Source organism: Sphingomonas glacialis, assembly GCF_006439055.1.
Taxonomy (GTDB): Bacteria; Pseudomonadota; Alphaproteobacteria; order Sphingomonadales; family Sphingomonadaceae; genus Sphingomonas; species Sphingomonas glacialis_A.
On the sequence record NZ_RCZC01000002.1, the window covers coordinates 173,370 to 195,088 of the forward strand.

At 66.9% G+C, this 21,719-nt stretch carries 20 protein-coding genes and 1 tRNA gene; 10 read left to right on the forward strand and 11 right to left on the reverse strand.

The window, feature by feature from the left end; translation table 11 throughout:
* Nucleotides 1-95: 95 nt before the first annotated feature.
* The 9 genes from dusB (at nt 96) to EAH76_RS04680 (ending at nt 11,281) form a co-directional block, all read left to right on the forward strand.
* Nucleotides 96-1,100: a tRNA dihydrouridine synthase DusB gene (dusB, locus tag EAH76_RS04640; protein WP_140848699.1), complete on the forward strand. Its 1,005-nt coding sequence runs from the start codon at nt 96-98 to the stop codon at nt 1,098-1,100.
* Nucleotides 1,076-2,170: a two-component system sensor histidine kinase NtrB gene (locus EAH76_RS04645; protein WP_140848701.1), complete on the forward strand. Its 1,095-nt coding sequence runs from the start codon at nt 1,076-1,078 to the stop codon at nt 2,168-2,170. Before dusB ends, EAH76_RS04645 begins: the two co-directional genes overlap by 25 nt.
* Complete coding sequence (gene ntrC / locus EAH76_RS04650) at nt 2,167-3,585, forward strand: nitrogen regulation protein NR(I) (protein ID WP_140848703.1); 1,419 nt, start codon at nt 2,167-2,169, stop codon at nt 3,583-3,585. Before EAH76_RS04645 ends, ntrC begins: the two co-directional genes overlap by 4 nt.
* Nucleotides 3,586-3,678: 93 nt before the next feature.
* The gene (locus EAH76_RS04655; RefSeq protein WP_140848705.1) at nt 3,679-5,898 is read left to right on the forward strand and encodes a sensor histidine kinase; all 2,220 of its coding nucleotides are present in this window, start codon (nt 3,679-3,681) and stop codon (nt 5,896-5,898) included.
* Nucleotides 5,899-5,901: 3 nt separating this feature from the next.
* Nucleotides 5,902-7,275, forward strand: a complete 1,374-nt coding sequence (locus EAH76_RS04660) for a sigma-54-dependent transcriptional regulator (protein ID WP_140848707.1) — start codon at nt 5,902-5,904, stop codon at nt 7,273-7,275.
* A gap of 243 nt (nt 7,276-7,518) precedes the next feature.
* Nucleotides 7,519-8,349, forward strand: coding sequence for a 23S rRNA (adenine(2030)-N(6))-methyltransferase RlmJ (locus EAH76_RS04665; protein ID WP_140848709.1), 831 nt, complete (start codon nt 7,519-7,521; stop codon nt 8,347-8,349).
* 526 nt (nt 8,350-8,875) lie between these two features.
* Nucleotides 8,876-9,367 carry an RNA chaperone Hfq gene (gene hfq / locus EAH76_RS04670; RefSeq protein WP_010186442.1) on the forward strand — a complete coding sequence of 164 codons (492 nt, stop codon included), beginning with the start codon at nt 8,876-8,878 and terminating at the stop codon, nt 9,365-9,367.
* On the forward strand, nt 9,364-10,650 hold the full coding sequence (gene hflX, locus EAH76_RS04675; protein WP_140848711.1) for a GTPase HflX: 1,287 nt from the start codon (nt 9,364-9,366) through the stop codon (nt 10,648-10,650). The genes hfq and hflX overlap by 4 nt, the downstream gene beginning before the upstream one ends.
* Nucleotides 10,628-11,281 carry a GNAT family N-acetyltransferase gene (locus EAH76_RS04680; RefSeq protein ID WP_140848713.1) on the forward strand — a complete coding sequence of 218 codons (654 nt, stop codon included), beginning with the start codon at nt 10,628-10,630 and terminating at the stop codon, nt 11,279-11,281. The genes hflX and EAH76_RS04680 overlap by 23 nt, the downstream gene beginning before the upstream one ends.
* On the opposite strand, the gene mazG is transcribed toward EAH76_RS04680, so the two are convergent.
* From mazG to EAH76_RS04735, 11 genes are all read right to left on the reverse strand, one after another.
* Nucleotides 11,262-12,005 carry a nucleoside triphosphate pyrophosphohydrolase gene (gene mazG / locus EAH76_RS04685; RefSeq protein WP_140850361.1) on the reverse strand — a complete coding sequence of 248 codons (744 nt, stop codon included), beginning with the start codon at nt 12,003-12,005 and terminating at the stop codon, nt 11,262-11,264. The genes EAH76_RS04680 and mazG overlap by 20 nt on opposite strands.
* Nucleotides 12,006-12,158: 153 nt before the next feature.
* Entirely contained in the window at nt 12,159-12,839 is a 681-nt protein-coding gene (locus EAH76_RS04690) for an RBBP9/YdeN family alpha/beta hydrolase (RefSeq protein WP_140848715.1), read from the reverse strand.
* A gap of 497 nt (nt 12,840-13,336) precedes the next feature.
* Entirely contained in the window at nt 13,337-13,519 is a 183-nt protein-coding gene (locus EAH76_RS24075; protein WP_140848717.1) for a hypothetical protein, read from the reverse strand.
* Complete coding sequence (locus tag EAH76_RS04700) at nt 13,516-14,280, reverse strand: MBL fold metallo-hydrolase (RefSeq protein ID WP_140848719.1); 765 nt, start codon at nt 14,278-14,280, stop codon at nt 13,516-13,518. The genes EAH76_RS24075 and EAH76_RS04700 overlap by 4 nt, the downstream gene beginning before the upstream one ends.
* Entirely contained in the window at nt 14,277-15,053 is a 777-nt protein-coding gene (locus EAH76_RS04705) for a TatD family hydrolase (protein ID WP_140848721.1), read from the reverse strand. Before EAH76_RS04705 ends, EAH76_RS04700 begins: the two co-directional genes overlap by 4 nt.
* A complete protein-coding gene (gene metG / locus EAH76_RS04710) occupies nt 15,053-16,594 on the reverse strand; it encodes a methionine--tRNA ligase (protein ID WP_140848723.1) in 1,542 nt (513 codons plus the stop codon). Before metG ends, EAH76_RS04705 begins: the two co-directional genes overlap by 1 nt.
* A 55-nt stretch (nt 16,595-16,649) precedes the next feature.
* On the reverse strand, nt 16,650-17,627 hold the full coding sequence (locus EAH76_RS04715; RefSeq protein WP_140848725.1) for a DNA polymerase III subunit delta': 978 nt from the start codon (nt 17,625-17,627) through the stop codon (nt 16,650-16,652).
* Nucleotides 17,624-18,250 carry a dTMP kinase gene (tmk, locus tag EAH76_RS04720; RefSeq protein ID WP_140848727.1) on the reverse strand — a complete coding sequence of 209 codons (627 nt, stop codon included), beginning with the start codon at nt 18,248-18,250 and terminating at the stop codon, nt 17,624-17,626. The genes EAH76_RS04715 and tmk overlap by 4 nt, the downstream gene beginning before the upstream one ends.
* Nucleotides 18,247-19,416, reverse strand: a complete 1,170-nt coding sequence (locus EAH76_RS04725; RefSeq protein WP_140848729.1) for a D-alanyl-D-alanine carboxypeptidase family protein — start codon at nt 19,414-19,416, stop codon at nt 18,247-18,249. Before EAH76_RS04725 ends, tmk begins: the two co-directional genes overlap by 4 nt.
* 18 nt (nt 19,417-19,434) lie before the next feature.
* Complete coding sequence (locus EAH76_RS04730; RefSeq protein WP_140848731.1) at nt 19,435-20,337, reverse strand: SPOR domain-containing protein; 903 nt, start codon at nt 20,335-20,337, stop codon at nt 19,435-19,437.
* A gap of 2 nt (nt 20,338-20,339) precedes the next feature.
* Nucleotides 20,340-21,386: a lytic murein transglycosylase gene (locus tag EAH76_RS04735; protein WP_140848733.1), complete on the reverse strand. Its 1,047-nt coding sequence runs from the start codon at nt 21,384-21,386 to the stop codon at nt 20,340-20,342.
* A 106-nt stretch (nt 21,387-21,492) separates the two neighbouring features.
* Between EAH76_RS04735 and EAH76_RS04740 the strand changes: the two genes are divergently transcribed.
* Nucleotides 21,493-21,582 (forward strand) — tRNA-Ser (locus EAH76_RS04740).
* Nucleotides 21,583-21,719 lie beyond the last annotated feature (137 nt).

Sequence of the window (21,719 nt, forward strand, 5' to 3'; positions counted from 1 at the left end):
CCCAAGCCGAAGCGCCCCGCCAGCCCAGCCGCACATGCTTGCCGGTTCGCGCGCTTTCCCCTATAGGCTGCCCGTTTTTCAGGCAGACTCTCCCCGTGACTTCGCGCACCCTTGCCCCGCTCAAGATTGGCCCCGTGACGATCGCCTCGCCGGTGATCCTCGCGCCGATGACCGGCGTCACCGACATGCCGTTCCGCACGCTGGTGCGGCGCTACGGCTCGGGGCTCAACGTCACCGAGATGGTGGCGAGCCAGGCGGCGATCCGCGAGACGCGCCAGTCGCTGCAAAAGGCCGCGTGGGCGCCGATCGAGGATCCCGTCTCGATGCAGCTCGTCGGCTGCACGCCGTATGAAATGGGCGAGGCGGCCAAGCTCAGCGAGGATCGCGGCGCAGCGATCATCGACATCAACATGGGCTGCCCGGTGCGCAAGGTCACCAATGGCGATGCCGGCTCGGCGCTGATGCGCGATCTCGATACCGCGGGTGCGATCATCAAGGGCGTCGTCGATGCCGTCAGCGTGCCCGTCACGCTGAAGATGCGGATGGGCTGGGACCATGCGAGCCTCAACGCACCCGAACTCGCGCAGATCGCGCAGGATCTCGGCGTAAAACTCGTCACCGTCCACGGCCGCACCCGCAACCAGATGTACAAGGGCAATGCCGACTGGGCGTTCATCCGCTCGGTCAAGGACGCGGTCAGCATCCCGGTGATCGCCAATGGCGACATCAATTCGATCGAGGATGCCGAGGCGGCGCTCGACCAGTCGGGTGCCGATGGCATCATGATCGGCCGCGGTTCCTACGGTCGCCCGTGGTTGCTAGGGCAGGTGATGGAGTGGTTCGCCACTGGCCGGCGCGTCGAGGATCCCTTGATCGAAGAACAATATCGCGTTATCTCAGAACATTACGAAGCGATGCTCAGCCATTACGGCAATGAGACCGGGGTCAACATGGCGCGCAAGCATATCGGCTGGTACACGCGCGGCCTCCACGGCTCGGCCGAGTTCCGCAACAAGGTCAACCAGATCCCCGATCCCAAGGTCGTGCAGGCGATGCTCGCCGAATTCTACGCCCCCTGGTGCAGCCGCGCCGCCGCGTGACCGGGAACGTCGTCGGGGGCGGGGCCCCGGATTTCGCTGAACTGTTCGCCGCGCTGCCGGTCGCGGTGCTGGTGGTCGATGACCGGTCCTGCATCGTCCACGCCAATGCCGAGTGCGAGACGCTGCTCAACCTGTCGGAGCGCGCGATGCTCGGCCAGCCGCTCGTCGCGGTGATGACCCCGCCCAGCCAGCCCAATGCGCGCGACAATCACGGCCTCGCCGCGTTCGACACCGAGATAGCGCTCAAGCGAGGCGGGAAGATCCGCGTCGATTATATCGAGACGCGCGTCGCCGATCATCCCGGCTGGCACACCATCACCCTGCATCATGCCGCCACGTCGCGCCGGATGGGGCACAGCGCCGACCGCGCGGCCGCGGCGCGCGCCGCGATCGGCGCGGCGGCGATGCTCGCGCATGAGATCAAGAACCCGCTCTCGGGCATCCGCGGCGCGGCGCAATTGCTGTCGAAGGGGAAGGGGGCCGAGGAGCTCACCACCCTGATCACGACCGAGGTCGATCGCATCGCCGCGCTGATCGACCGGATGCAGGATTTCACCGACACGCGTCCGCTCAAGCTTGCGCCCGAGAACATCTATCCGCTGCTCGGTCATGCCCGGCGCGTCGCGCTCGCCGGGTTCGCGCGCCATGTGACGATCGACGAGCGGTTCGATCCATCGCTGCCGACGGTCCAGCTCGATCGCGACGCGATCCTGCAGGTCGTGCTCAACTTGCTCAAGAATGCGAGCGAAGCGACCAGCGAACAGGCCGATGCGCGGATCACGCTCGCCACCGCCTATCGCCACGGCATGGCGGTGTCGCCCGCAGCCGGCAAGCCGCGCCAGCCGCTGCCGATCGAGATCTGCGTGATCGACAATGGCCCGGGACCGCCAGCCGACATTGCCGAACATCTGTTCGACCCGTTCATCTCGGGCAAGCCCGAGGGGCAGGGGCTTGGCCTCGCGCTCGTCGACAAGCTCGTCCGCGATATGGGCGGGATCATCCAGTTCGCGCGCGAAGGAGCCCCGCCGATGACCGTGTTCCGTATCATGCTCCCGCGCGGTGACGCATGAGCCGCACCGGCCGGATCCTAGTGCTCGACGACGACGCCGCGATCCGCACCGTCGTCGGCCAGGCGTTGAAGCGCGACGGCCACCGCGTGCTGACCGCCGCGACGATCGCCGAGGCCGAGGTCCAGCTTGCGACGGCTCTGCCCGACGTGCTGATCAGCGACGTCAAGCTGCCCGACGGCAATGGGCTCGACCTGGTCGACCGCGTCGTACGCGCGCATCCCGGGCTCCCGGTCATCGTGCTGTCGGCGCAGAACACGCTCACGACGGCAGTGCGGTCGACCGAAGTCGGCGCGTTCGATTATCTGCCCAAGCCGTTCGATCTCGACGCGCTGTCGCGCACCGTGCAGAGCGCGCTCGCGCGCGGGTCGGGCGGCGTTTCCGAACCGATCGAGGCGGAGGACCGCGCGCTGCCGCTGATCGGGCGCTCGCCCGCGATGCAGGACGTCTATCGCATCATCGCGCGCGTCGTGTCGAACGACCTCACCGTGCTTGTCTCTGGCGAATCGGGCACCGGCAAGGAACTCGTCGCGCGCGCGATCCATGATCTGGGACCACGCCGCCGGTCGCCCTTCATCGCGCTCAATATGGCGGCGATCCCGCGCGAACTGATCGAGGCCGAGCTGTTCGGCCACGAACGCGGCGCCTTCACCGGCGCACAGGCGCGCTCGGCCGGCCGCTTCGAGCAAGCCGCGGGCGGCACGCTGTTCCTCGACGAAATCGGCGACATGCCGATGGAAGCGCAGACGCGGCTGCTCCGCGTGCTCCAGTCAGGCGAATTCACCACGGTCGGCGGCGCGCGGACGATCCGCGCCGACGTCCGCATCGTCGCGGCGACCAATCGCGAGCTCGCGCAGCTCGTCGCGACCGGCCAGTTTCGCGAGGATCTCTTCTACCGCCTCAACGTCGTCCCCGTCACGCTCCCCGCGCTGCGCGCGAGGCGGCAAGATATCGCCTTGCTCGCGCGGCACTTCCTCGATCGTGCCGCCGAGGACGGCCTGCCGCGCAAGCAGCTCGACGCCGACGCGATCGCGGTACTCGAAGCCTATGACTGGCCCGGCAACGTCCGCGAGCTCGAGAACATGATGCGCCGCGTCGCTGTGCTCGCGCGCGACGAGCGGATCGACGCCGACGAGGTCCGCGCGATGCTCGGCGGCGCGATGCCGTCGGTCGCGGTGGTCGGCGATGCCGGGATCGACGCCGCGATCCGCGCGCGGATCGAGCGACTCGCGATCGAGGAACCCGCCGCGCTCGACGACGGGACGCTCTACGACCGCATCATCGCCGAGGTCGAACGCCCGCTGATCGAGGCGCTGCTCGCACGCCACGGCCAGAACCAGCTCCGCGCCGCGCGCGCGCTCGGGATCAACCGCAACACGCTGCGAAAGCGGCTCGACGTGCTCGGAATCGATCCCTGAGCGCGCCGCGCGGACGCCCGATGGGTGCCGAAGTGCGACAAAACCCCGAATTGTGTGTTTTCCTTGCAACGCAACCGTTGTAGCAATGTCACGATGAGCGACGCCTCGGCCTCTTCTGTCCCTGTTCCGGCCGCGAGGTCGTGGATCAGCGTGACGCCGGCGCTCGAGCTTTCGGTCGTCGCCGGCGCGGTCGCGATCGCGATCGCAAGCTATTTCGTGATCGCGAGCGGGGCCGCGTCGCAGAGCCTGCTGAGCCCCGGTGTGGTCGCCTTGCTGCTCGTCTCGAATCTGCTACCCGGTGTCGCCTTGCTCGTCCTGCTCGGCCGCCGCGTCGCGATGCGGCGCGCCGCGCGCTCGCCGATCGGCGGGCGCGGCCGGCTCCACGTCCGGCTCGTCGCGATCTTCTCGATGATCGCGGCGGTGCCGACGCTGCTCGTCGTGATCTTCGCCTCGCTGCTGTTCCAATACGGCGTGCAATTCTGGTATTCCGACCAGGCGCGCGACATGATCGAGAACGCGACGGGCGTAGCCTCGACGTCGTACCAGCAGATGCTCAAGCGCTGGCAGCAAGCGACCGTCACCGCCGCGCAGGACATTGCCGGCTATCCCGAATTCAGGGCGGGCTCGCCGGCATTCGACAACATCTTCTTCTACCAGATCTATTTTCGAAGCCTGTCGGACGGCTTCATCTTCGCCGCCAGCCCCAAGAACGACATCCAGCTGATCTACGCGATCAATCCCGACAAGCTCGATCTGCGCAACGAGATCACCGCCACCGATCTCGACCGCGTGCGTCGCGGAACGCCGAGTGTCACGACCGTCAAGGGCAACCGCATCGAGACGTTGACCGCGATCCCGGGCACAACCGACCGCTATTTCCTCAGCGTGGCGATCTCCGACGTCAAGGTGATGGAGGAGCAGTCACGCCGCAGTACCGAGGTGCTCGCCACCTATCGCGACCTGCTGGTCAAGGCGCGCTCGCTGCAGCTGAAGTTCAACGCCGCGCTGCTCGCGATCTCGCTGCTGATCGTCGCGATCGCGGTGTGGATCGCGCTCGCCGTGGCGGATCGTCTGGTCCGTCCTGTCGGCGAACTCGTCGCAGCCGCGCACCGCGTCGCGGCGGGCGATCTCGGCGCGCGCGTCCCGACGCCGACCACCGACGACGAAGTCGGCACGCTCGCCAACGCCTTCAACGGCATGACCAGCCGGCTGCAGGCGCAGAACAGCGCGCTCGAGAGCCGCCGCGCGCTGATCGAGGCGGTGATGTCGGGCGTCACCGCCGGCGTCATCTCGGTCGCGCCCGACGGCACGATCCGGCTGATCAACCGCTCGGCGATCACCTTGCTCGAAAGCGTCGAGGAGACGCTCGCAGGCAAGCCGCTCAGCCTGATCTCGCCCGAACTCGCAGCGCTCGTCGAGGGCAAGGAGCGCGAGGCGATCGTCGAGCTCGGCGCTGGCGGCGGCGAGGCGCGCACGCTCGCGGTGAAAGTCACCCGCGCGGCGGAAGGCCCGATCCTGACCTTCGACGACATCACCGGGCAGCTGCTCGACCAGCGCCGCGCCGCCTGGTCCGACGTCGCGCGTCGCATCGCGCACGAGATCAAGAACCCGCTCACCCCGATCCAGCTCGCCGCCGAGCGCCTCCAGCGCCGCTATGGCAAGCAGATCGACCCCGAGGACACCACCTTCGCCCGCCTGACCGAGACGATCATCCGCCAGGTCGGCGATCTCCGCCGGATGGTCGACGAATTCTCCTCCTTCGCGCGGATGCCCAAACCCGTGTTCCGCGAGGAATCGCTGGTCGATCTCGCGCGCCAGACGATGTTCCTCCACGAAGTCGCGCACCCCGGCATCGTCTTCACGCTGACGCACGACGATCCCGGCCCGACCCTGGTGTGCGACCGCCGTCAGATCGGCCAGGCGCTGACCAATATCGTCAAGAACGCGGTCGAGGCGGTCGAGGCGCATACCGACGCGTCCTCCGCCGAAATCGCGATGACGCTGAGCGAAGACGAGGGGCATGCCACGCTGACCGTCGCCGACACCGGCATCGGCCTGCCCGCCAATCGTGACCGTATCGTCGAACCCTATGTCACGACGCGCGCGCGCGGCACCGGGCTCGGCCTCGCGATCGTCAAGAAGATCGTCGAGGAACATTGCGGCACGATCGCCTTCTCCGACCGCCCCGGGGGGGGCACGATCGTCACCGTGCGCTTCGACACGGCGATGCTCGCCAATCTCGACCAGGGTGATGGAGGCGATGGGGGCATCGCCAACACGCCCGCACCCGCCCTTTTACAGAACCGGACCTGAGCCATGCCCCTCGACATCCTCGTCGTCGATGACGAACGTGACATTCGCGATCTGGTCGCCGGCGTCCTCGAAGACGAAGGCTATGGCGCGCGCGTCGCCGCCGACAGCGATTCGGCGCTCGAGGCGATCTCGGTGCGCCGCCCCTCGCTCGTCCTGCTCGACGTCTGGCTCCACGGCTCGCGGCTCGACGGGCTCGAACTGCTCGACGAGATCAAGAGGCGCGACCCGTCGATCCCGGTGCTGATGATCTCAGGCCACGGCAATCTCGACACCGCGGTCGCCGCGATCCGCCGCGGCGCCGCCGATTTCATCGAAAAGCCGTTCGAGGCCGAACGCCTGCTGCTGATGGTCGCGCGCGCGACCGAGACCGAGAGCCTGCGCCGCGAGATCGCGTCGCTGCGCGAATCGGTCGGACAGAATAACGATCTCACCGGCAATTCCGGCGCGATCAACGGCGTCCGCGCGACCTTGAAGCGTGTCGCCGCAACCGGCAGCCGCGTGCTGATCATGGGCTCGGCCGGCGTCGGCAAGGAAGTCGCCGCGCGGCTGCTCCACGGCTGGAGCCAGCGCGCCAACGCGCCGTTCGTCATCGTCAATGCCGCCCGGATGACGCCCGAGCGCGTCGAAGAAGAACTGTTCGGCGCCGAGGAAGCGGGGCAACTCGTTCGCTCCGGCCTGCTCGAACAGGCGCATGGCGGAACGCTGTTCCTCGACGAGATCGCCGACATGCCGCTCGCCACGCAAGGCCGCATCCTGCGCGTGCTGACCGACCAGAGCTTCAGCCGCGTCGGCGGGCAGCGTATCGTCAAGGTCGACGTCCGCGTCGTCTCGGCGACCGCGCGCGACCTGACGCACGAGATCGCCGAGGGGCGTTTCCGCGAGGATCTCTATTACCGCCTCAACGTCGTCCCCGTCGCGATCCCCGGCCTCGCCGAGCGCCGCGAGGACATCCCCGCGCTGATCGACCATTTCATGGCGCATTACGCCTCGGAACGCCGCGTGCCCACGCCCGAGGTCGCGCCCGACGCGATGGTCGCGCTGCAATCGTACGAATGGCCGGGCAATGTCCGGCAGCTCCGCAACGTGGTCGAGCGCACGATCATCATGGCACCGGGCGACCGGATCGGCCGGATCGACCTCGACATGCTGCCCGCCGACATCCTTGGCGATCCCGGCGAACTCGGCGGGAGCGGGACGGCGATCATGGGCTCGCCGCTGCGCGAGGCACGCGAGACCTTCGAGCGCGAATATCTGCGCGTGCAGATCCGGCGCTTCTCGGGGAATATCTCGCGGACCGCGAACTTCATCGGGATGGAGCGCTCGGCGTTGCACCGGAAGCTGAAGCTGCTGGGGATTACCGAGGTGCGCGAGGATTGAGGGGCGGGCGGGGACGGACGCGGTAATCCCAGTCGCGTCCGGTTTCTCCATGATCGAGCATTCGCATGCGCCCGGAGCCGCGCGCCTCTGCCTCTTGTGACGGTCGCGAACGCGGGCTTGCGGCCTCGCGGGGAAGGGCGTTGAAGGTTTCCGCCCGACTTTATACGAGCACCGGATTGGTACCTCGATCGCCTCGCGCTCAGAAGCCCGTATAAAGGTCGATCGTCAGGATTTTGAGACGCAATGAATTATCGACATTCCTTCCATGCCGGCAACAGCGCCGATGTCGTGAAGCACAGCCTCCTGATCGCCCTCGTGCGGGCCTTGCAGCAAAAGCCGGGCGCGCTGACGCTGATCGACACCCATGCCGGTTGCGGGCTGTACGACCTTGGCGGTGAGGATGCCCAACGCACCGGCGAGTCCGCGCAGGGTGTGCTGCGCGCCTTTGCCGACCCGAACCGGTTGCTGGACGACTACCGCACCGCAGTACAGGCTGTGAATGTCGGGGCCGAGCCGCAGCTCTACCCCGGCTCGCCGCGGATTCTGGCGCAGCTTCTGCGCCCGCAGGATTTCCTGATCCTCAACGAAAAACATCCCGATGACGCCTATACCTTGCGCGGCGTGATGCGCGGCACATCCGCTGCCGTGCATGAGCGCGACGCTTACGAGCTTTGGCTGGCGCTGCTGCCGCCCCGCACCGCGCGCGGCGTGGTGGTGGTCGATCCGCCCTACGAGCAGACGGACGAACGCGAACGGATCACTGCCACCCTCGCTGCCGCTCACCGCAAATGGGCGCATGGCGTGACGGTGATCTGGTATCCGCTCAAAGACCGCGCCACGCATTGGCAGTGGAAGGCGCAGTTACGCAGGCTCGGCATCCCGAAATTTCTTGGGGTGGAGCATTGGTTGTACGATGGCGACCAGCCCGACATCTATAACGGCGCGGGCCTTTATATCTTCAATCCGCCCTACGCCTTCACGCAGGCGCTGCCGCCGCTGCTCGAAGCCCTGCGCGCCGTGCTGGCACCGGAGGGGCATAGCGGCGAGATCACAGCCGATTGGTTGAACGATTAAAGCTTCCTTCGAGGGCGGCTCATTGCCGGATACGCTGGGAAGGGTAGCGAAGTCGTAATAGCGGCAGAACCGCCGGGTCTGCAGTCGATATAGTCGCTCACGAATTCCCGTATCGATCAGGTCAGCGTTCCACCAAAGTGTTCAGTAAGCTATCTCTGTCCTACAAACACAAAATCTGATATCGTGGCATCACTGCCTATCAGTGACTTATCCGAATAAAACATGCCCAAGAATACTCTAGCGGAAGTCTTCGCTACCGCATGATACCGAAACACCATCGATGGTGAGACTTTTGTGTGACTTTCCGACCCGGCCAGCTGGGGAAACGCCTGTCACGGCGCGTCCCGAGCTGTGCGAGCCGGTGCGCGATCGAACGCCGCCGACGCGAGACCACACCCTTTCTACCCCCGACCGCTGGACGAACCGCCCCCGGCACCCTAAATCAGCCTCAGCGTCAATCAGGCGCATCTCGACGCCGGAACCGGCGCACTGCGGGAACCACCCGCCAAAAACATAGGATCGACCGATGGCCGACAAGCACACTTCGCTGCAAGACCTGTTCCTCAATGCGCTCCGCCGCACCAAGACCCCGATCACGATGTTCCTCGTAAAGGGCGTCAAGCTCCAGGGCATCGTCACCTGGTTCGACAATTTCTCGGTGCTGCTCCGCCGCGACGGCCAGTCGCAGCTGATCTACAAGCACGCCATTTCGACGATCATGCCGTCGAACAGCGTCGATATCGACGCGATCGTCAACGCGGTCGGCGAAGCGCAGCGCAAGCAACCGTTGCTGCAGGAAATCTTCCTTAACGCGGTCCGCAAGTCCGAGGACAACGTCACGATGTTCCTCGTCAACGGCGTGATGCTCCAGGGGCAGATCGCGGCGTTCGACCTGTTCTGCATGCTGCTCCAGCGCGACGGCATGGCGCAGCTCGTCTACAAGCATGCGGTCTCGACGATCCAGCCCGCGCACCCCCTCAATTTGGCTGATGAAACAGCAGGTTCGGACGAAGATTGACCACAGGTTTCGAACGTGACCGCGACGACGTAGCGCGCGGTGCCAAAGCCGTTGTCGTCTACCCCGATACCGGTGCATCGACGCGCGACGCCGAGGCGCGGCTGGCAGAAACCGCCGGCCTCGCCATGGCGATCCATGTCGAGGTGGTCGATCGCGTTGCGATCAAGGTCCGCACGCTCCAGCCTTCGACGCTGATCGGCAAGGGTCAGCTCGAGGCGCTCGCGGCGACGGTGCGGATGGGCGAGGCCGAACTCGTCGTGTTCGACGCGAGCCTCACGCCGGTCCAGCAGCGCAACCTTGAAAAGGCGCTGTCGGCCAAGGTGATCGACCGCACCGGGCTGATCCTCGAGATCTTCGGCGAGCGCGCCGCGACCGCCGAAGGGCGCTTGCAGGTAGAGCTCGCGCATCTCGACTACCAGGCCGGTCGCCTTGTGCGCAGCTGGACCCATTTGGAACGTCAGCGCGGCGGCTTCGGCTTCCTCGGCGGCCCGGGCGAGACGCAGATCGAGGCCGACAGGCGCTTGATCCGCGACCGCATGGCCCGGCTGAAGAAGGAACTCGAGCAAGTCTCGCGCACCCGCGGCCTCCACCGCGACCGGCGCCAGCGCGCGCCGTGGCCGGTGATCGCGCTGGTCGGCTACACCAATGCCGGAAAATCGACGCTATTCAACCGGATGACCGGCGCCGACGTCATGGCGGAAGATCTGTTGTTCGCGACGCTCGACCCGACCTTGCGCCAGATCGCACTGCCCGGGATCGACAAGGCGATCCTGTCGGACACGGTGGGGTTCGTTTCAGAACTCCCGACCCAGCTCGTCGCGGCGTTCAAGGCGACGCTCGAGGAAGTGGTGTCGGCCGATCTGCTGATCCACGTCCGTGACATCGCGCATCCCGACACGCTGGTGCAGCGTGACGATGTCGAGACGGTGCTGCGCGACATCGGCGTCGATACCTCGGTCCCGCGGATCGAGGCGTGGAACAAGCTCGACCTGCTCGACGAGGATGAGCGCACCGAATGGCTCGGCGAGGCAGCACGGCGCGACGATGTCGTGGCGATCTCGGCGCTGAGTGGGGAAGGGGTGGCGCATCTGCTCGACACCGTTGCGGCGCTGCTCACCGCGACGCATCGGCGCTACACGATCCTGCTCGAGGCCGGCGACGGCGCGGGCGCGGCCTGGCTCCACGCGCATGGCGAGGTGCTGAGCCAGTCGGTCGAGGGCGAGCAGGCGATCTACGAAGTCCGGATGGCCGAGCGCGACTATGAGCGCTTCGCTCAGCGCTGACGGGGTCGATCCCGACCTGCTCGCGGGCTGGGTCGCAGCGCGGTCGCTCGCGCGCGGCGTGGCGGCGCCGGTCGCCGATCATGGCGGCTGGCGCGTCGATACGCGCAGCGATGTCGAACATTGCCGCTACATCTTCGCGCGCACCGACCCTGCGATCGCCTCGCTTGCGCGCTCGATCGACCTACCTCGAATCCTCATCAAGGTGTGCACGCAAGACGCTGCATTGCGGGCGCTTCTGTCCGGCGGATGGGCATTGCAGGATCGCGCCTGGGTCATGACCAGCCTCGTCGAACCGCCCGAGCGGCGCTTGGCGTCTGGATATACGCTGACGGTCGAACACACCAACGGCGTCATCGCGGCGACGATCACCGCCGCCGACGGGTCGCTCGCCGCGAGCGGCTATGCGGTCGAGACCGACGGCGTGTTCGCCTACGACCGGATCCGCACCAGTGCCGATCACCTCCGCCGCGGGCTCGGCCATGCGGTGATGACCGCGCTCCACGCAGAGCGTCGTTCCGCGGCATCGCGCGAAATTCTCGTCGCGACCGACCAGGGAAGGGCGCTCTACACCAGCCTCGGCTGGACCGTGCAGAGCGCCTATGCGAGCGCGCTCAGCCCGCCGGCTTCTTGATCGCCTGCCAGAGCGCTTCCTTGTCTTCGAGCGACAGCGCGGTGAAACCGTCGCCTGCCGCAGCTTCCATCGCGGTGAAGCGCCGCTCGAACTTGGCATTGCCACGGCGCAGCGCCGCCTCGGGATCGACCCCGAGCTTGCGCGCCCAGTTCACCACCGAGAAGAGCAGGTCGCCGATCTCGTCCTCGCGCTCGGCCTGTGTCGCCGCGGCATCGACTTCGGCGATCTCCTCATGGATCTTCGCCCGCGAGCCCGCGGCGTCGGGCCAGTCGAACCCGGTCCGCGCCGCGCGCTTCTGCAGCTTTTCCGCGCGGAGCAAAGCGGGCAGGCCGGCCGCGACGCCGTCGAGCGCTCCGCCCGCGCCCTTCGCGGCGCGTTCCTCGGCCTTGATCTGTTCCCAGCGCTGATGCCCGCCATTCTCGGCGTCGCCGAAGATGTGCGGGTGGCGGCGCTCCATCTTTTCGCTGATCGCCGCAACCACGTCTGGCAGCGCAAAGAGCCCGGCCTCCTCGGCGATGCGGCTGTGGAACACGACCTGCAGCAGCAGGTCGCCGAGCTCTTCCTTCAGATCGGCCATGTCGCCCCGCGCGATCGCGTCGGCGACTTCATAGGCTTCCTCGATCGTATAGGGCGCGATGCTCGCGAAATCCTGCGCGACGTCCCATTCGCACCCGGTCACCGGGTCGCGCAACCGCCCCATGATCGTGACGAGGCGCTCGATCATCGCAGTATGGCTCCGCAATTGGCGGCGATACGCGGATGCTCGGTCGCTGCCCGCGCTGAACTCGATCGGTGCATCTAGATCCCGGACTTGCATCTGAAAGGTGTCGATGAACCTATCGCAATCCGGCAGGCGACGCGATCCCTCCCGCGATCGTTAGTGACGAATATGCGCCCCTTCGCCGTGGGAGGTCCGGCCCGCCTCGATCGTCCCACTCGTGCGGGGGTTGGGATCGGAGTCGAGCAAGATCGCCTGCGCCTGCCGAGCCAATGTCCGCACATTGCCGGTACGGGCATCGCGCAAGAGCTCGGCTGCGGCCTGCCCCTGCGGCCAATGCGCCAGGCCGGAGCGCGCATTGATGTGGCCGGCGCGCCCGATATCGACGAGGCCCGCGCCCCATTTCCGCGCCAATGCCCGCGATTCGTCCATCGTCGCATAGGGATCGTCCTCGCTCGCGACGAGCAGCGAGACGAAGGGCAAGGCGTGGCGCGGGTCGTTGCCGAACCGCGCAATCCGCGGATCGAGGTCGGGGCGGTCGGTCGCAGGTGGCGCGACGAGCACCGCGCCGAGCACCGACGACGCGCCGCTCGGGCCCGACGCATTGGCCCACCACGTCACCGCCTGACAGCCTAGGCTATGCGCGACCAGCACGACCGGCCCACGTGCAGCGGCGACGGCCTGATCGATCCTGCTCATCCATACGGTCCGATTGGGGTTCTCCCAATCACCGAGGTCGATCCGGTGTGTATCGCTGCGCTCGCGCTCCCAGCGCGTTTGCCAATGATCGTCGCCCGAGCCAAGCAGCCCGGGAACCGTGAGGAAGATCGGGCTGATCATGACGGAGCACCTCGGCCGCAGCGCCAGGATAGGGGCGCCGAGCGAAGGCGCTTTCGCATTCCATCAAAGCCTGCAGACGACATGGCTAATTCCGATCTCGTTGATAGGACATGATCACTCAAGCCGGCGAACGCCGCCAACGCCGCTTTCTTGCTGCCGCTAAAGCTGACCTATGGCGGTCGAGATGGCGCCGGTGATTATCCGTTTTCGTCTGCTGGTAGGGTGAGAGCCGCCACGGCCGCGCCTTATACGGCGGGTTCCACTGGACGCCGGATGCGTTCGCGGTGCGGTACCGCACCACGCAGCATTTTCAGGTTGCGGAGTATCCGTCTGCGCGGCGTCGAATAGAACAGATCACGATAAAGGGCGACGGGCCGTTCTGAGGAAATGTGGGTGATGGAGCGAAGCGGAGATGTCCCACGATCACCAGATAGTCGTTACCAGTCGAGTCCGATAATATCCATTATGTTAATTATAGACTGGTTCCGGCGCAGCGGTCAGCCCGCCGTTGTGGCGCCCTGCCAAAGCGTCACGATGATAACCAGCACGCCGAAGATCGCGATCCACGCGAGCGCCATCTTGATCGCATCGCCAATCGGCAAACGCCGCGCGACCAGCGCGCTGAGCGGCAGGACGAGCACCAGCAGGTACAGCACGATCCTCATCACGCTGTCGGTCACAGCAACAGTTCCAGCCCGTCATAGCCCGGCTCGACGCCAACCGGCAATTCGGCCGCCAGCGTCGCATAGTCCATCGACTGATCCATATGCGCGAGCACGGTATGCCGTGGCCGGAACGTCTCGACCCAGCCGAGCACGCTCGGCAGATCAGCGTGCGACGGATGTGGTCGCCGGCGCAGCGCGTCGACGATCCAGATGTCGAGATCCTGATACAGCATGGCCATATCGGGCGTCATCGCACTGAAATCGGTCGCATATCCGATCGATCCCACCATGCTGTCGAAGCGCAGCCCGGCCGAAACGAACGGACCGTGCGGCTGCTCGACGGTGCGGACGGTGATGTCGCCGATTGTGATCGCATCGGGCAGTTCCTCGCTCACCACCGTGGGCGGATAGCCGTCATGCCCGCGAAAGACATAGCTGAAACGGCGTTCGAGCATCGCCTTGAGATCGGGCCGGGCAAGCCCGCGTACCGGCCGCCCCATCGCGTGAAATACCTGGCGCAGATCGTCGATGCCATGCGTATGATCGGCATGGTCGTGCGTCCAGATCACAGCGTCGAGCGTGTCGACCTTGGCCGCCAGCAACTGCTCACGCATGTCGGGTCCGGTGTCGACGAGGATCCGCGTTGTCGCGGTCTCGACCAGGATCGAGGCGCGCAGCCGGCGATTGCGCGGGTTGGTCGGATCGCAAGCACCCCAGTCATTGCCGATCCGCGGCACGCCCGATGACGTGCCAGACCCGAGAATCCGCACCTTCATACGCGCGTCTTGGTGAACAAAACGTGAAAGTTCTCGGCCGTCGCGGCGGCGAGCGTGTCGAGCGATTCACCGCGCAGCTGCGCGAGGAACGCCGCGGTATCGGCAACGAACGCAGGCTCACCGGTCTTGCCACGATGCGGCACCGGCGCGAGGAACGGCGCATCGGTCTCGATCAGCAGCCGATCGAGCGGCAACCGCGCGGCCGTCTGCTGCAGATCCTTCGCGTTCTTGAAGGTCACGATCCCCGAGATCGAGATATAGCAGCCGAGTTCGAGCGCGATATCGGCGAATGCGCCGCTCGCGGTGAAGCAATGGATGACGGCGGGATAGGCCCCCTTCCCCATCTCCTCGCGCATGATCTCGGCGGTGTCGTCCTCGGCCTCACGCGTGTGGACAACGAGCGGCAGCTGCGTCTCGAGCGCCGCGGCGATATGCGCGCGGAAGCTCGCACGCTGCCGATCACGGTCGCTGTGATCGTAGAAATAATCGAGCCCGCTCTCGCCGATCCCGACGACGCGGGGATGCTGCGCGCGCTCGACCAGTCGCGCGGTTCCCACGTCAGGATGCTGATCGGCTTCATGCGGATGGATGCCGACGGTCGCCCAGACGTCGCTCTCGCGCTCGGCGGTCGCGATCACTGCATCCCATTCGCCCTCACGCGTCGCGATGTTGAGCATCGCATGCACACCGCGCGCCCGCGCGCGGCCGAGCACCTCCTGCTGCCCCTCGACCAGACCCTTGTAATTGAGGTGGCAATGGCTGTCGGCGAACATCAGGCGTCCACCGCCGGAGCTTCGAGCCGCGGGAAGACGCCCGCCGGGGCCGGCAGAGTCAGCCCCGGCGCGAGCAGATGACCTAGCGCCTCAAAGCTGCGCGCATCGGGCGCCTGTCCGAGCAGGTCGAGCAGCTTGTCCGCCCCGCCCGGAATGGCCCAGCGCGCGAGGATGGCGATACGGCGGATCGCATCGGCGGCATGATACAGGATCGTGTCGGCGCGCTCGGGATCGGTCTTGCGCACGCTCCACGGCGCCTGGTCGGCGAAATACTGATTGGCGTCGCGCGCGGCCGACCAGATCGCCTCGAGCGCGTTATGAAGCGCCAGATCGGTCATCGCAGTGTGCATTCCCGTCTCGGCTGCCTCGACGCTGGCGATCAGCGCGTCTTCCGCCGCGGTCCGCGTGCCCATTGCCGGGACGACGCCGCCGCACGCCTTGGCGATGATCGACAGGCAGCGCTGCGCGAGATTGCCGAGATTGTTGGCAAGATCGGCGTTGCAGCGCGTGACGATCGCGTCCTCCGAATAGCTGCCGTCCTGACCGAAGCTGACTTCGCGCAACAAGAAATAGCGCAACGCATCGACGCCGAAGCGCGTCGCCAGTTCCATCGGATCGGTGACGTTGCCGACCGACTTCGACATCTTCTCGCCGCGGTTGAGCAGGAAGCCGTGCCCGAACACCGCCTGCGGTAGCGGGATGTTCGCGCTCATCAGGAAGGCCGGCCAGTAAACGGCATGAAACCGCACGATATCCTTGCCGATGATGTGCAGGTTCGCCGGCCAGAAGGTCTCGAACACTTCGACGTCGTCGGGATAGCCGACACCGGTCAGATAGTTGGTCAGCGCATCGACCCACACGTACATCACATGGCCAGGGCTCCCGGGTACGGGAACGCCCCAGTCGAAGCTGGTGCGCGACACCGACAGGTCGGACAGCCCGCCCTCGACGAAGCGCAGGATCTCGTTGCGGCGCGCTTCCGGTCGGATGAAGTCGGGATTGGCCGCATAGAAATCGAGCAGCGGCTGCTGGTATTTGGAAAGCTTGAAGAACCAGGTTTCCTCGGCGGTCCACTCGACCGGCGTGCCCTGCGGCGACAGCTTGACGCCGCCCTCGCCTTCGACGAGTTCCTTCTCGTCGTAAAACGCCTCGTCGCGGACCGAATACCAGCCTTCGTATCGGTCGAGATACAGATCGCCAGCGGCTTCCATCGCCCGCCAGATTGCCTGGCTGGCGCGGTAATGATCCTCGTCGCTGGTGCGGATGAAACGATCGTAGGAGATATCAAGCGCGTCCGCCATCGCCTTGAAATATCCGCTCATTTCATCGGCAAGCGCGCGCGGCGTCAGATCGCGCTTGCGCGCTTCCTGGACCATCTTGAGGCCGTGCTCGTCGGTCCCGGTCTGGAAGCGAACCTCGCGGCCCAGCTGGCGCTGGTAGCGCGCGATCGCATCGGTCGCGATCGCCTCATAGGCGTGGCCGATATGCGGGCGGCCATTGGGATAGCTGATCGCGGTCGTGATGTAATAGGGGTCGGTCATGCGCGCGTCCTAGAACATCGGGCGCGGTTATTGAAGCCTCGCCGCCGCGTTCGGCTTACGCCGCAAGCCGCGCGACGATCCCCGCCATCTCGTACACCGTCGCCTGCGCATCAAGCGTGAGGGCGCGCGCCGTGGCGGCAAGCGTCCGCGCCGCATCGTACCCGTCGAGCGCAATGCGCAGCCGTTCGCCGCGCCGTTCGGCCGCGTGCGCGGCGATAAATGCAGGCGCGCGGTCGAGGAACGCCTCATAGCGTTTCTGCGCGGCCTTCAGCGCGAGCGACTTCGCCAGCCGTACGCGCTTGCCGTTTCCAGGATCGCCATCGCGCGCGATGACCGCCAGCGCCTGATCGAGCGCGGCGAGATCGAGCCCGGCAAACCCCAATGCGCGTCCGGGCGATCCGTGCGCGACGCCGACCAGCGCGGCCAGTTCGGCCGGTTCGACGCCGGGCAGCGCATGCTCGAGCACCGACGTCATGTCGGCGTCGTTCAACGGATCGAAGCGCAGCTGGCGACAACGCGAGCGGATCGTCGGCAACAGCCGACCCGGCGCATGGCTGATCAACAGGAAGATCGTCCCCTGCGGCGGCTCCTCGAGGTTCTTGAGCAAGGCGTTCGATGCGCCGGGCCGCTCGAGATCATCGACCGAGTCGATGATCACGACGCGCCGGTCGGACATCGACGGCCGCGTCGCGAACATCGGCCCGAGCGCGCGGACCTGCGCGATCGGAATGCTGCGCGCCAGATCGAGCCCGGTCTTATCGCCTTCCTTCGGCTGGCGGGTGAGTTCACGATAATCCGGGTGCGAACCCGCGGCGATCAGCTTGCGCTGCGTGTCGCTTTCCGGAACGGCGAAGCCGGGCGGCAAGTCCGCCCCCGCCCCTTGCGCGAGCAAGCGCAGCGCCGCGGCGCGCGCAAAGGTCGCCTTGCCGATCCCTTCGGGGCCGGCAAACAGCCAGGCATGGTGCAGCGCCCCGCTCGTCATTGCGGCGGCGAACGCCTGATGCGCGGCAGTATTGCCGAGCGGAAGCGTCATGGCAGCAAGTCCGCGACCGCAGCAAGGACAGCGGCGGCGACCTCGTCGATCCCGCCCGCGGCGTCGATCAGCCGGAAGCGCTCGGGCTCGCTCGCCGCAAAACGCTGGAACGCGGCGGCAACGTCGGCATGGAACGCCGGCCCACGCGCCGCGAAGCGATCGGAGGCGTCGCCGTCGCGCAGCGCCGCCCGCGCGCTTCCCTGCTCGGGGGAGAGTTCCAGCACCAGCGTCCGATCGGGCAGCATGCCGCGCGAGCCGAAGCCGTGCAACGCCAGCACGGCGGCATCATCGATCCCGCCCGCGACGCCTTGATACGCCCGACTGCTATCGAGGAAGCGGTCGCAGATCACCCACCGGCCAGCACCTAGCGCCGGCCGGATCGTCTTCTCGACATGATCCGCCCGCGCCGCGGCAAACAGCAGCGCCTCGCTATGCGCGCTCCAGCGCGACACATCGCCCTGCATCAGCAGGCCGCGGATCGCCTCCGCGCCCTCGCTACCACCCGGCTCGCGGGTTACGAGCGCATCGATCCCGCGCGCGCCGAGCGCGGCGGCGAGCCGTTTGGCTTGCGTCGACTTGCCCGCCCCCTCCCCGCCCTCGAGCGAGATGAAGCGTCCGCTCACCCGCCGAACAGCCCCATCAGGCCCGCCCAGGCGCGCCCGAAAAAGCCGGCTTCGCTGACATCGTTCGCCGCCACCAGCGGCAGGCGCTCGGCGGGCATGCCGGGCGTGACCACGACGAGATCGGCGATATGCTGACCGGCCTTGATCGGCGCCTTGATCGGGCCATCATATTGGACGCTGAGCTTCATCTCGCCCGCAGTCCCGGCCGGGACGGTCGCGCTCAGATCGTTCGCTGCGACCAGGCCGACGCTGCTCGAGCTGCCGAGCTGGACCTCGGCGGTCTCGATCTGCTTGCCCTTGGCGAGGATCGGCTTGGCCTGCCATGCACGGAAGCCCCATTCCATGAACTTGACCGATTCCTCGGCGCGCTGCCCCGAGCTGCCGAAGCCCGCCATGACGAGCACAAGACGGCGGCCGTTCTGCATCGCGGAACCGGTGAAGCCATAGCCGGCCTCGTCGGTATGCCCGGTCTTCAGACCGTCGGCACCCGACACGCGGCCGAGCAACGGATCGCGATTGGCCTGGTCGATCGGCTTCTCGCCGCCGAGCGTCTTGCCCCAGGTGAAGCTGCGCAGCGAATAGAAGCGCTTGTAGAGGTCGGGATAGTTCTGGATCGTTGCGGAAGCGAGCTTGGCGAGATCGCGCGCTGTCACATAGGTCACGCCGTTGTCGGGCCAGCCGTTCGCGGTGCCGAAATGGCTGTTCGTCAGGCCCAGTTTCTGCGCCGCGCGGTTCATCCGCTCGGTGAACGCGCTCTCGGTGCCCGAAATCCCCTCGGCCAGGACGACGCACGCGTCGTTGCCCGACAGCGTGACGATGCCCTTGAGCAGGTTCTCGACGCTGACCTCTTCGCCCGACGACAGGAACATGGTCGAGCCCTGCGAATGCCAGGCGCGCCACGTCTCGGGGCGGACCGGCATTTTCTGGTCGAGCTTCAATTCGCCCGACTTGATCATCTCGAACGCGACATAGACCGTCATCATCTTTGCGAGCGAGGCCGGCGGCATCCGGCGGTCGGCATCCTTCTGGTAGAGGATCGTACCCGACGACAGATCCTGCAGATAGGCGACCGGCGCCGGGGTCTGGAATTCGGGGGCGGCAACTGCCGGGCACGTCGCGGCGATGGCGACGACAGCGGCGGCAAGCAGTTTCTGGCGCGAGGACATGCGGTTCGGTCTCGTTTTTCAGTCGGTGTGGAAAATGCGTGCGTCAGCATAGCCGCGTCGGGCGGCGCCGTCACGTGCGCGCTGTGCGGCGGCGGAATCGGCGAAGGGGCCAAGCTGAACGCGGTAAAGCTTGCCGAGCGGAGCGACGCGGCCGCCCAGCTGCTTGGCCAGCGCGGCGGCGCGTTCGCCGGACGACAGCGCCGCGATCTGCACCATAAGGCCCCCGCGCGCTGGCACCTGTACCGCCGCGGGCTTCGCGCGAACGGGGGGTTCGATCTCGGGTACGGGGCGCGGTTTTACGGGCGCGGGTCGCTGCGGCGCTGGCGCTGGGCGTATCGCGCTGACCGCAGGCCGGCTGGGCAGTCGCGGCACGGTCGCGACGCGCTCATTGGGCAGCTTGTGGCGGAGCGCCACGAGCAAGGTCGGCGGTGCGTCGAGCCGCGGCGACGCTGCCTGCCCGGCTTGCAGGGCACGCAAATCCTGCGGCGAGGTGACGACCGTGCGAACGCGGACGCCTGCATGATCGCCGACACCCAGCGCCTGCGCGGCGCCCGGCGATAACGCGACCACCGCGCCACTGCTGGGGGCGACCACCATCGCGACGATCGTCCGCCCGCTGTCGAGCGCGGTCAGCTCGACCGGCGTGCCCGGGGCCAGCGTCGGATGCCCGACGCCGATCACGACATTCGCCCAGCGACCTTCGGGCGGCCCGGCGAGCACGGCCGCATAGCCAACGCCATCCTCATGAACCTCCCCCGACGTGCCGCGCGGCCCGGAGCCTTGCGCGACTTCGGGCGGCACATCCGGCGCCGGCACCGCGGTCGCCGACGGCAACACAGGCGGATCGCGCAGGTCACGCTGCACAGTGCTATCGGGCGCGAGCAAGGCGCTCAGCAGCGCCAGACCGAACAGCGGCGCCACGCTTATTGTTCGACCGCGTCGGCGAGCAAGCCGACCGACAGCGCATAGAAATTCGAACAGTTATAATCGAGGATCACGCGGTAATTGCCGGTGATCAGATAGCCCGTCCGCCCGACCCCATCGGGTTCGATCAGCGTCGCCAGCACCGAATCGCCGGGCCAGCTGCGCGATACCGGCGCGACGCCGAGCGCGCGCCACTCCGCCATCGTCTTCCAGCCGCTATGGCGCGCGAACACCTTGAGACAGCGCGGCGACAGCAAGCGATTGGTGATCTGGCTGCGATCGAAGCTCGCCGGCACCGACACCGCCAGGCCCCACGGCTGGCCCGGCCGCCACCCGGCATTGGTGAAATAATTCCCGATCGAGGCCAGCGTATCGGCATGGCTCGACCAGATATCGGCGCGCCCGTCGCCGTCACCGTCGCGTGCGAGCCGCAGATAGATCGACGGCAGGAATTGCGGCCCGCCGGTCGCCCCCGCCCAGCTGCCGACAAGTTGCGAGCGCGTCACACCACGATCCATCATCTGCAGCGAGGCGATGAACTCGTCGGCAAACAGATCGCGCCGCCGCCCTTCATAGGCGAGCGAGGCGAGTGCGCGCGGCAGGTCGAACCCGCCCATCACGCGGCCATAGCTCGTCTCATGCCCCCAGATCGCGACCATGATCGATTCGGGAACGCCGGTCTCCTGCTCGATCCGCCGCAGCCGCCAGCGTTCGGCCTGATACGCGCTGCGGCCATTGGCGATGATCGCGCTGCTGAGATGCTGCGCCTTGTACGACGCGAAATCGGGGATCCCGGCGTTGGGATTGGCACCAGGCTGGCCGCGATCGAGCTCGATCACACGCTGGTTGAGCGTCAGCGTCGGGATCACCGCGTCGAGCGTCGTACGGCTCACACCCTTCGCCTCGGCCTTGGCGCGCAGCGTCGTCAGATAGCTCTGAAAACCAGAGTCATCCTGCGCGCCGGCGGCCCCGCCGACGCCCAGGCACAGCGCAGCCGCCGTCAATCCAAGGGCGATCCGCGCCCGCAATGTGTGTTTGTCCCGCATAAGCCAACATTGGCACAGCCATGGGCGCACATGAACCCCCAAAGCCCCGCGCTTGATCACAAACCTTGCACGAAGCGGCGTCCCATGGCTATGCGACCGGCGGCGCGGAGAGATGGCCGAGTGGTTTAAGGCAGCGGTCTTGAAAACCGCCGTGGGTGCAAGCTCACCGTGGGTTCGAATCCCACTCTCTCCGCCAGCCGCTCGCGCAAATGACGCCTCTCTCCGCGATAGCTGGCCACGCCAGCGGAGGCCCCTTCCAAAGTTGAAATCGCTTTTCCGAAACCGCTTGCGGCGGTCAAATGTTAGCGCTACCCGTTCGCCATAGCGCGGTTA

What these genes read in the sequence shown, in the direction of transcription:
- ntrC (WP_140848703.1), top strand. Translation starts at nt 2,167, where the DNA reads ATGAGCCGCACCGGCCGGATCCTAGTGCTCGACGACGACGCCGCGATC.
- EAH76_RS04655 (WP_140848705.1), top strand. Translation starts at nt 3,679, where the DNA reads ATGAGCGACGCCTCGGCCTCTTCTGTCCCTGTTCCGGCCGCGAGGTCG.
- EAH76_RS04660 (WP_140848707.1), top strand. Translation starts at nt 5,902, where the DNA reads ATGCCCCTCGACATCCTCGTCGTCGATGACGAACGTGACATTCGCGAT.
- EAH76_RS04665 (WP_140848709.1), top strand. Translation starts at nt 7,519, where the DNA reads ATGAATTATCGACATTCCTTCCATGCCGGCAACAGCGCCGATGTCGTG.
- hfq (WP_010186442.1), top strand. Translation starts at nt 8,876, where the DNA reads ATGGCCGACAAGCACACTTCGCTGCAAGACCTGTTCCTCAATGCGCTC.
- EAH76_RS04680 (WP_140848713.1), top strand. Translation starts at nt 10,628, where the DNA reads ATGAGCGCTTCGCTCAGCGCTGACGGGGTCGATCCCGACCTGCTCGCG.
- mazG (WP_140850361.1), bottom strand. Translation starts at nt 12,005, where the DNA reads ATGATCGAGCGCCTCGTCACGATCATGGGGCGGTTGCGCGACCCGGTG.
- EAH76_RS04690 (WP_140848715.1), bottom strand. Translation starts at nt 12,839, where the DNA reads ATGATCAGCCCGATCTTCCTCACGGTTCCCGGGCTGCTTGGCTCGGGC.
- EAH76_RS04700 (WP_140848719.1), bottom strand. Translation starts at nt 14,280, where the DNA reads ATGAAGGTGCGGATTCTCGGGTCTGGCACGTCATCGGGCGTGCCGCGG.
- EAH76_RS04705 (WP_140848721.1), bottom strand. Translation starts at nt 15,053, where the DNA reads ATGTTCGCCGACAGCCATTGCCACCTCAATTACAAGGGTCTGGTCGAG.
- metG (WP_140848723.1), bottom strand. Translation starts at nt 16,594, where the DNA reads ATGACCGACCCCTATTACATCACGACCGCGATCAGCTATCCCAATGGC.
- EAH76_RS04715 (WP_140848725.1), bottom strand. Translation starts at nt 17,627, where the DNA reads ATGACGCTTCCGCTCGGCAATACTGCCGCGCATCAGGCGTTCGCCGCC.
- EAH76_RS04725 (WP_140848729.1), bottom strand. Translation starts at nt 19,416, where the DNA reads ATGTCCTCGCGCCAGAAACTGCTTGCCGCCGCTGTCGTCGCCATCGCC.
- EAH76_RS04735 (WP_140848733.1), bottom strand. Translation starts at nt 21,386, where the DNA reads ATGCGGGACAAACACACATTGCGGGCGCGGATCGCCCTTGGATTGACG.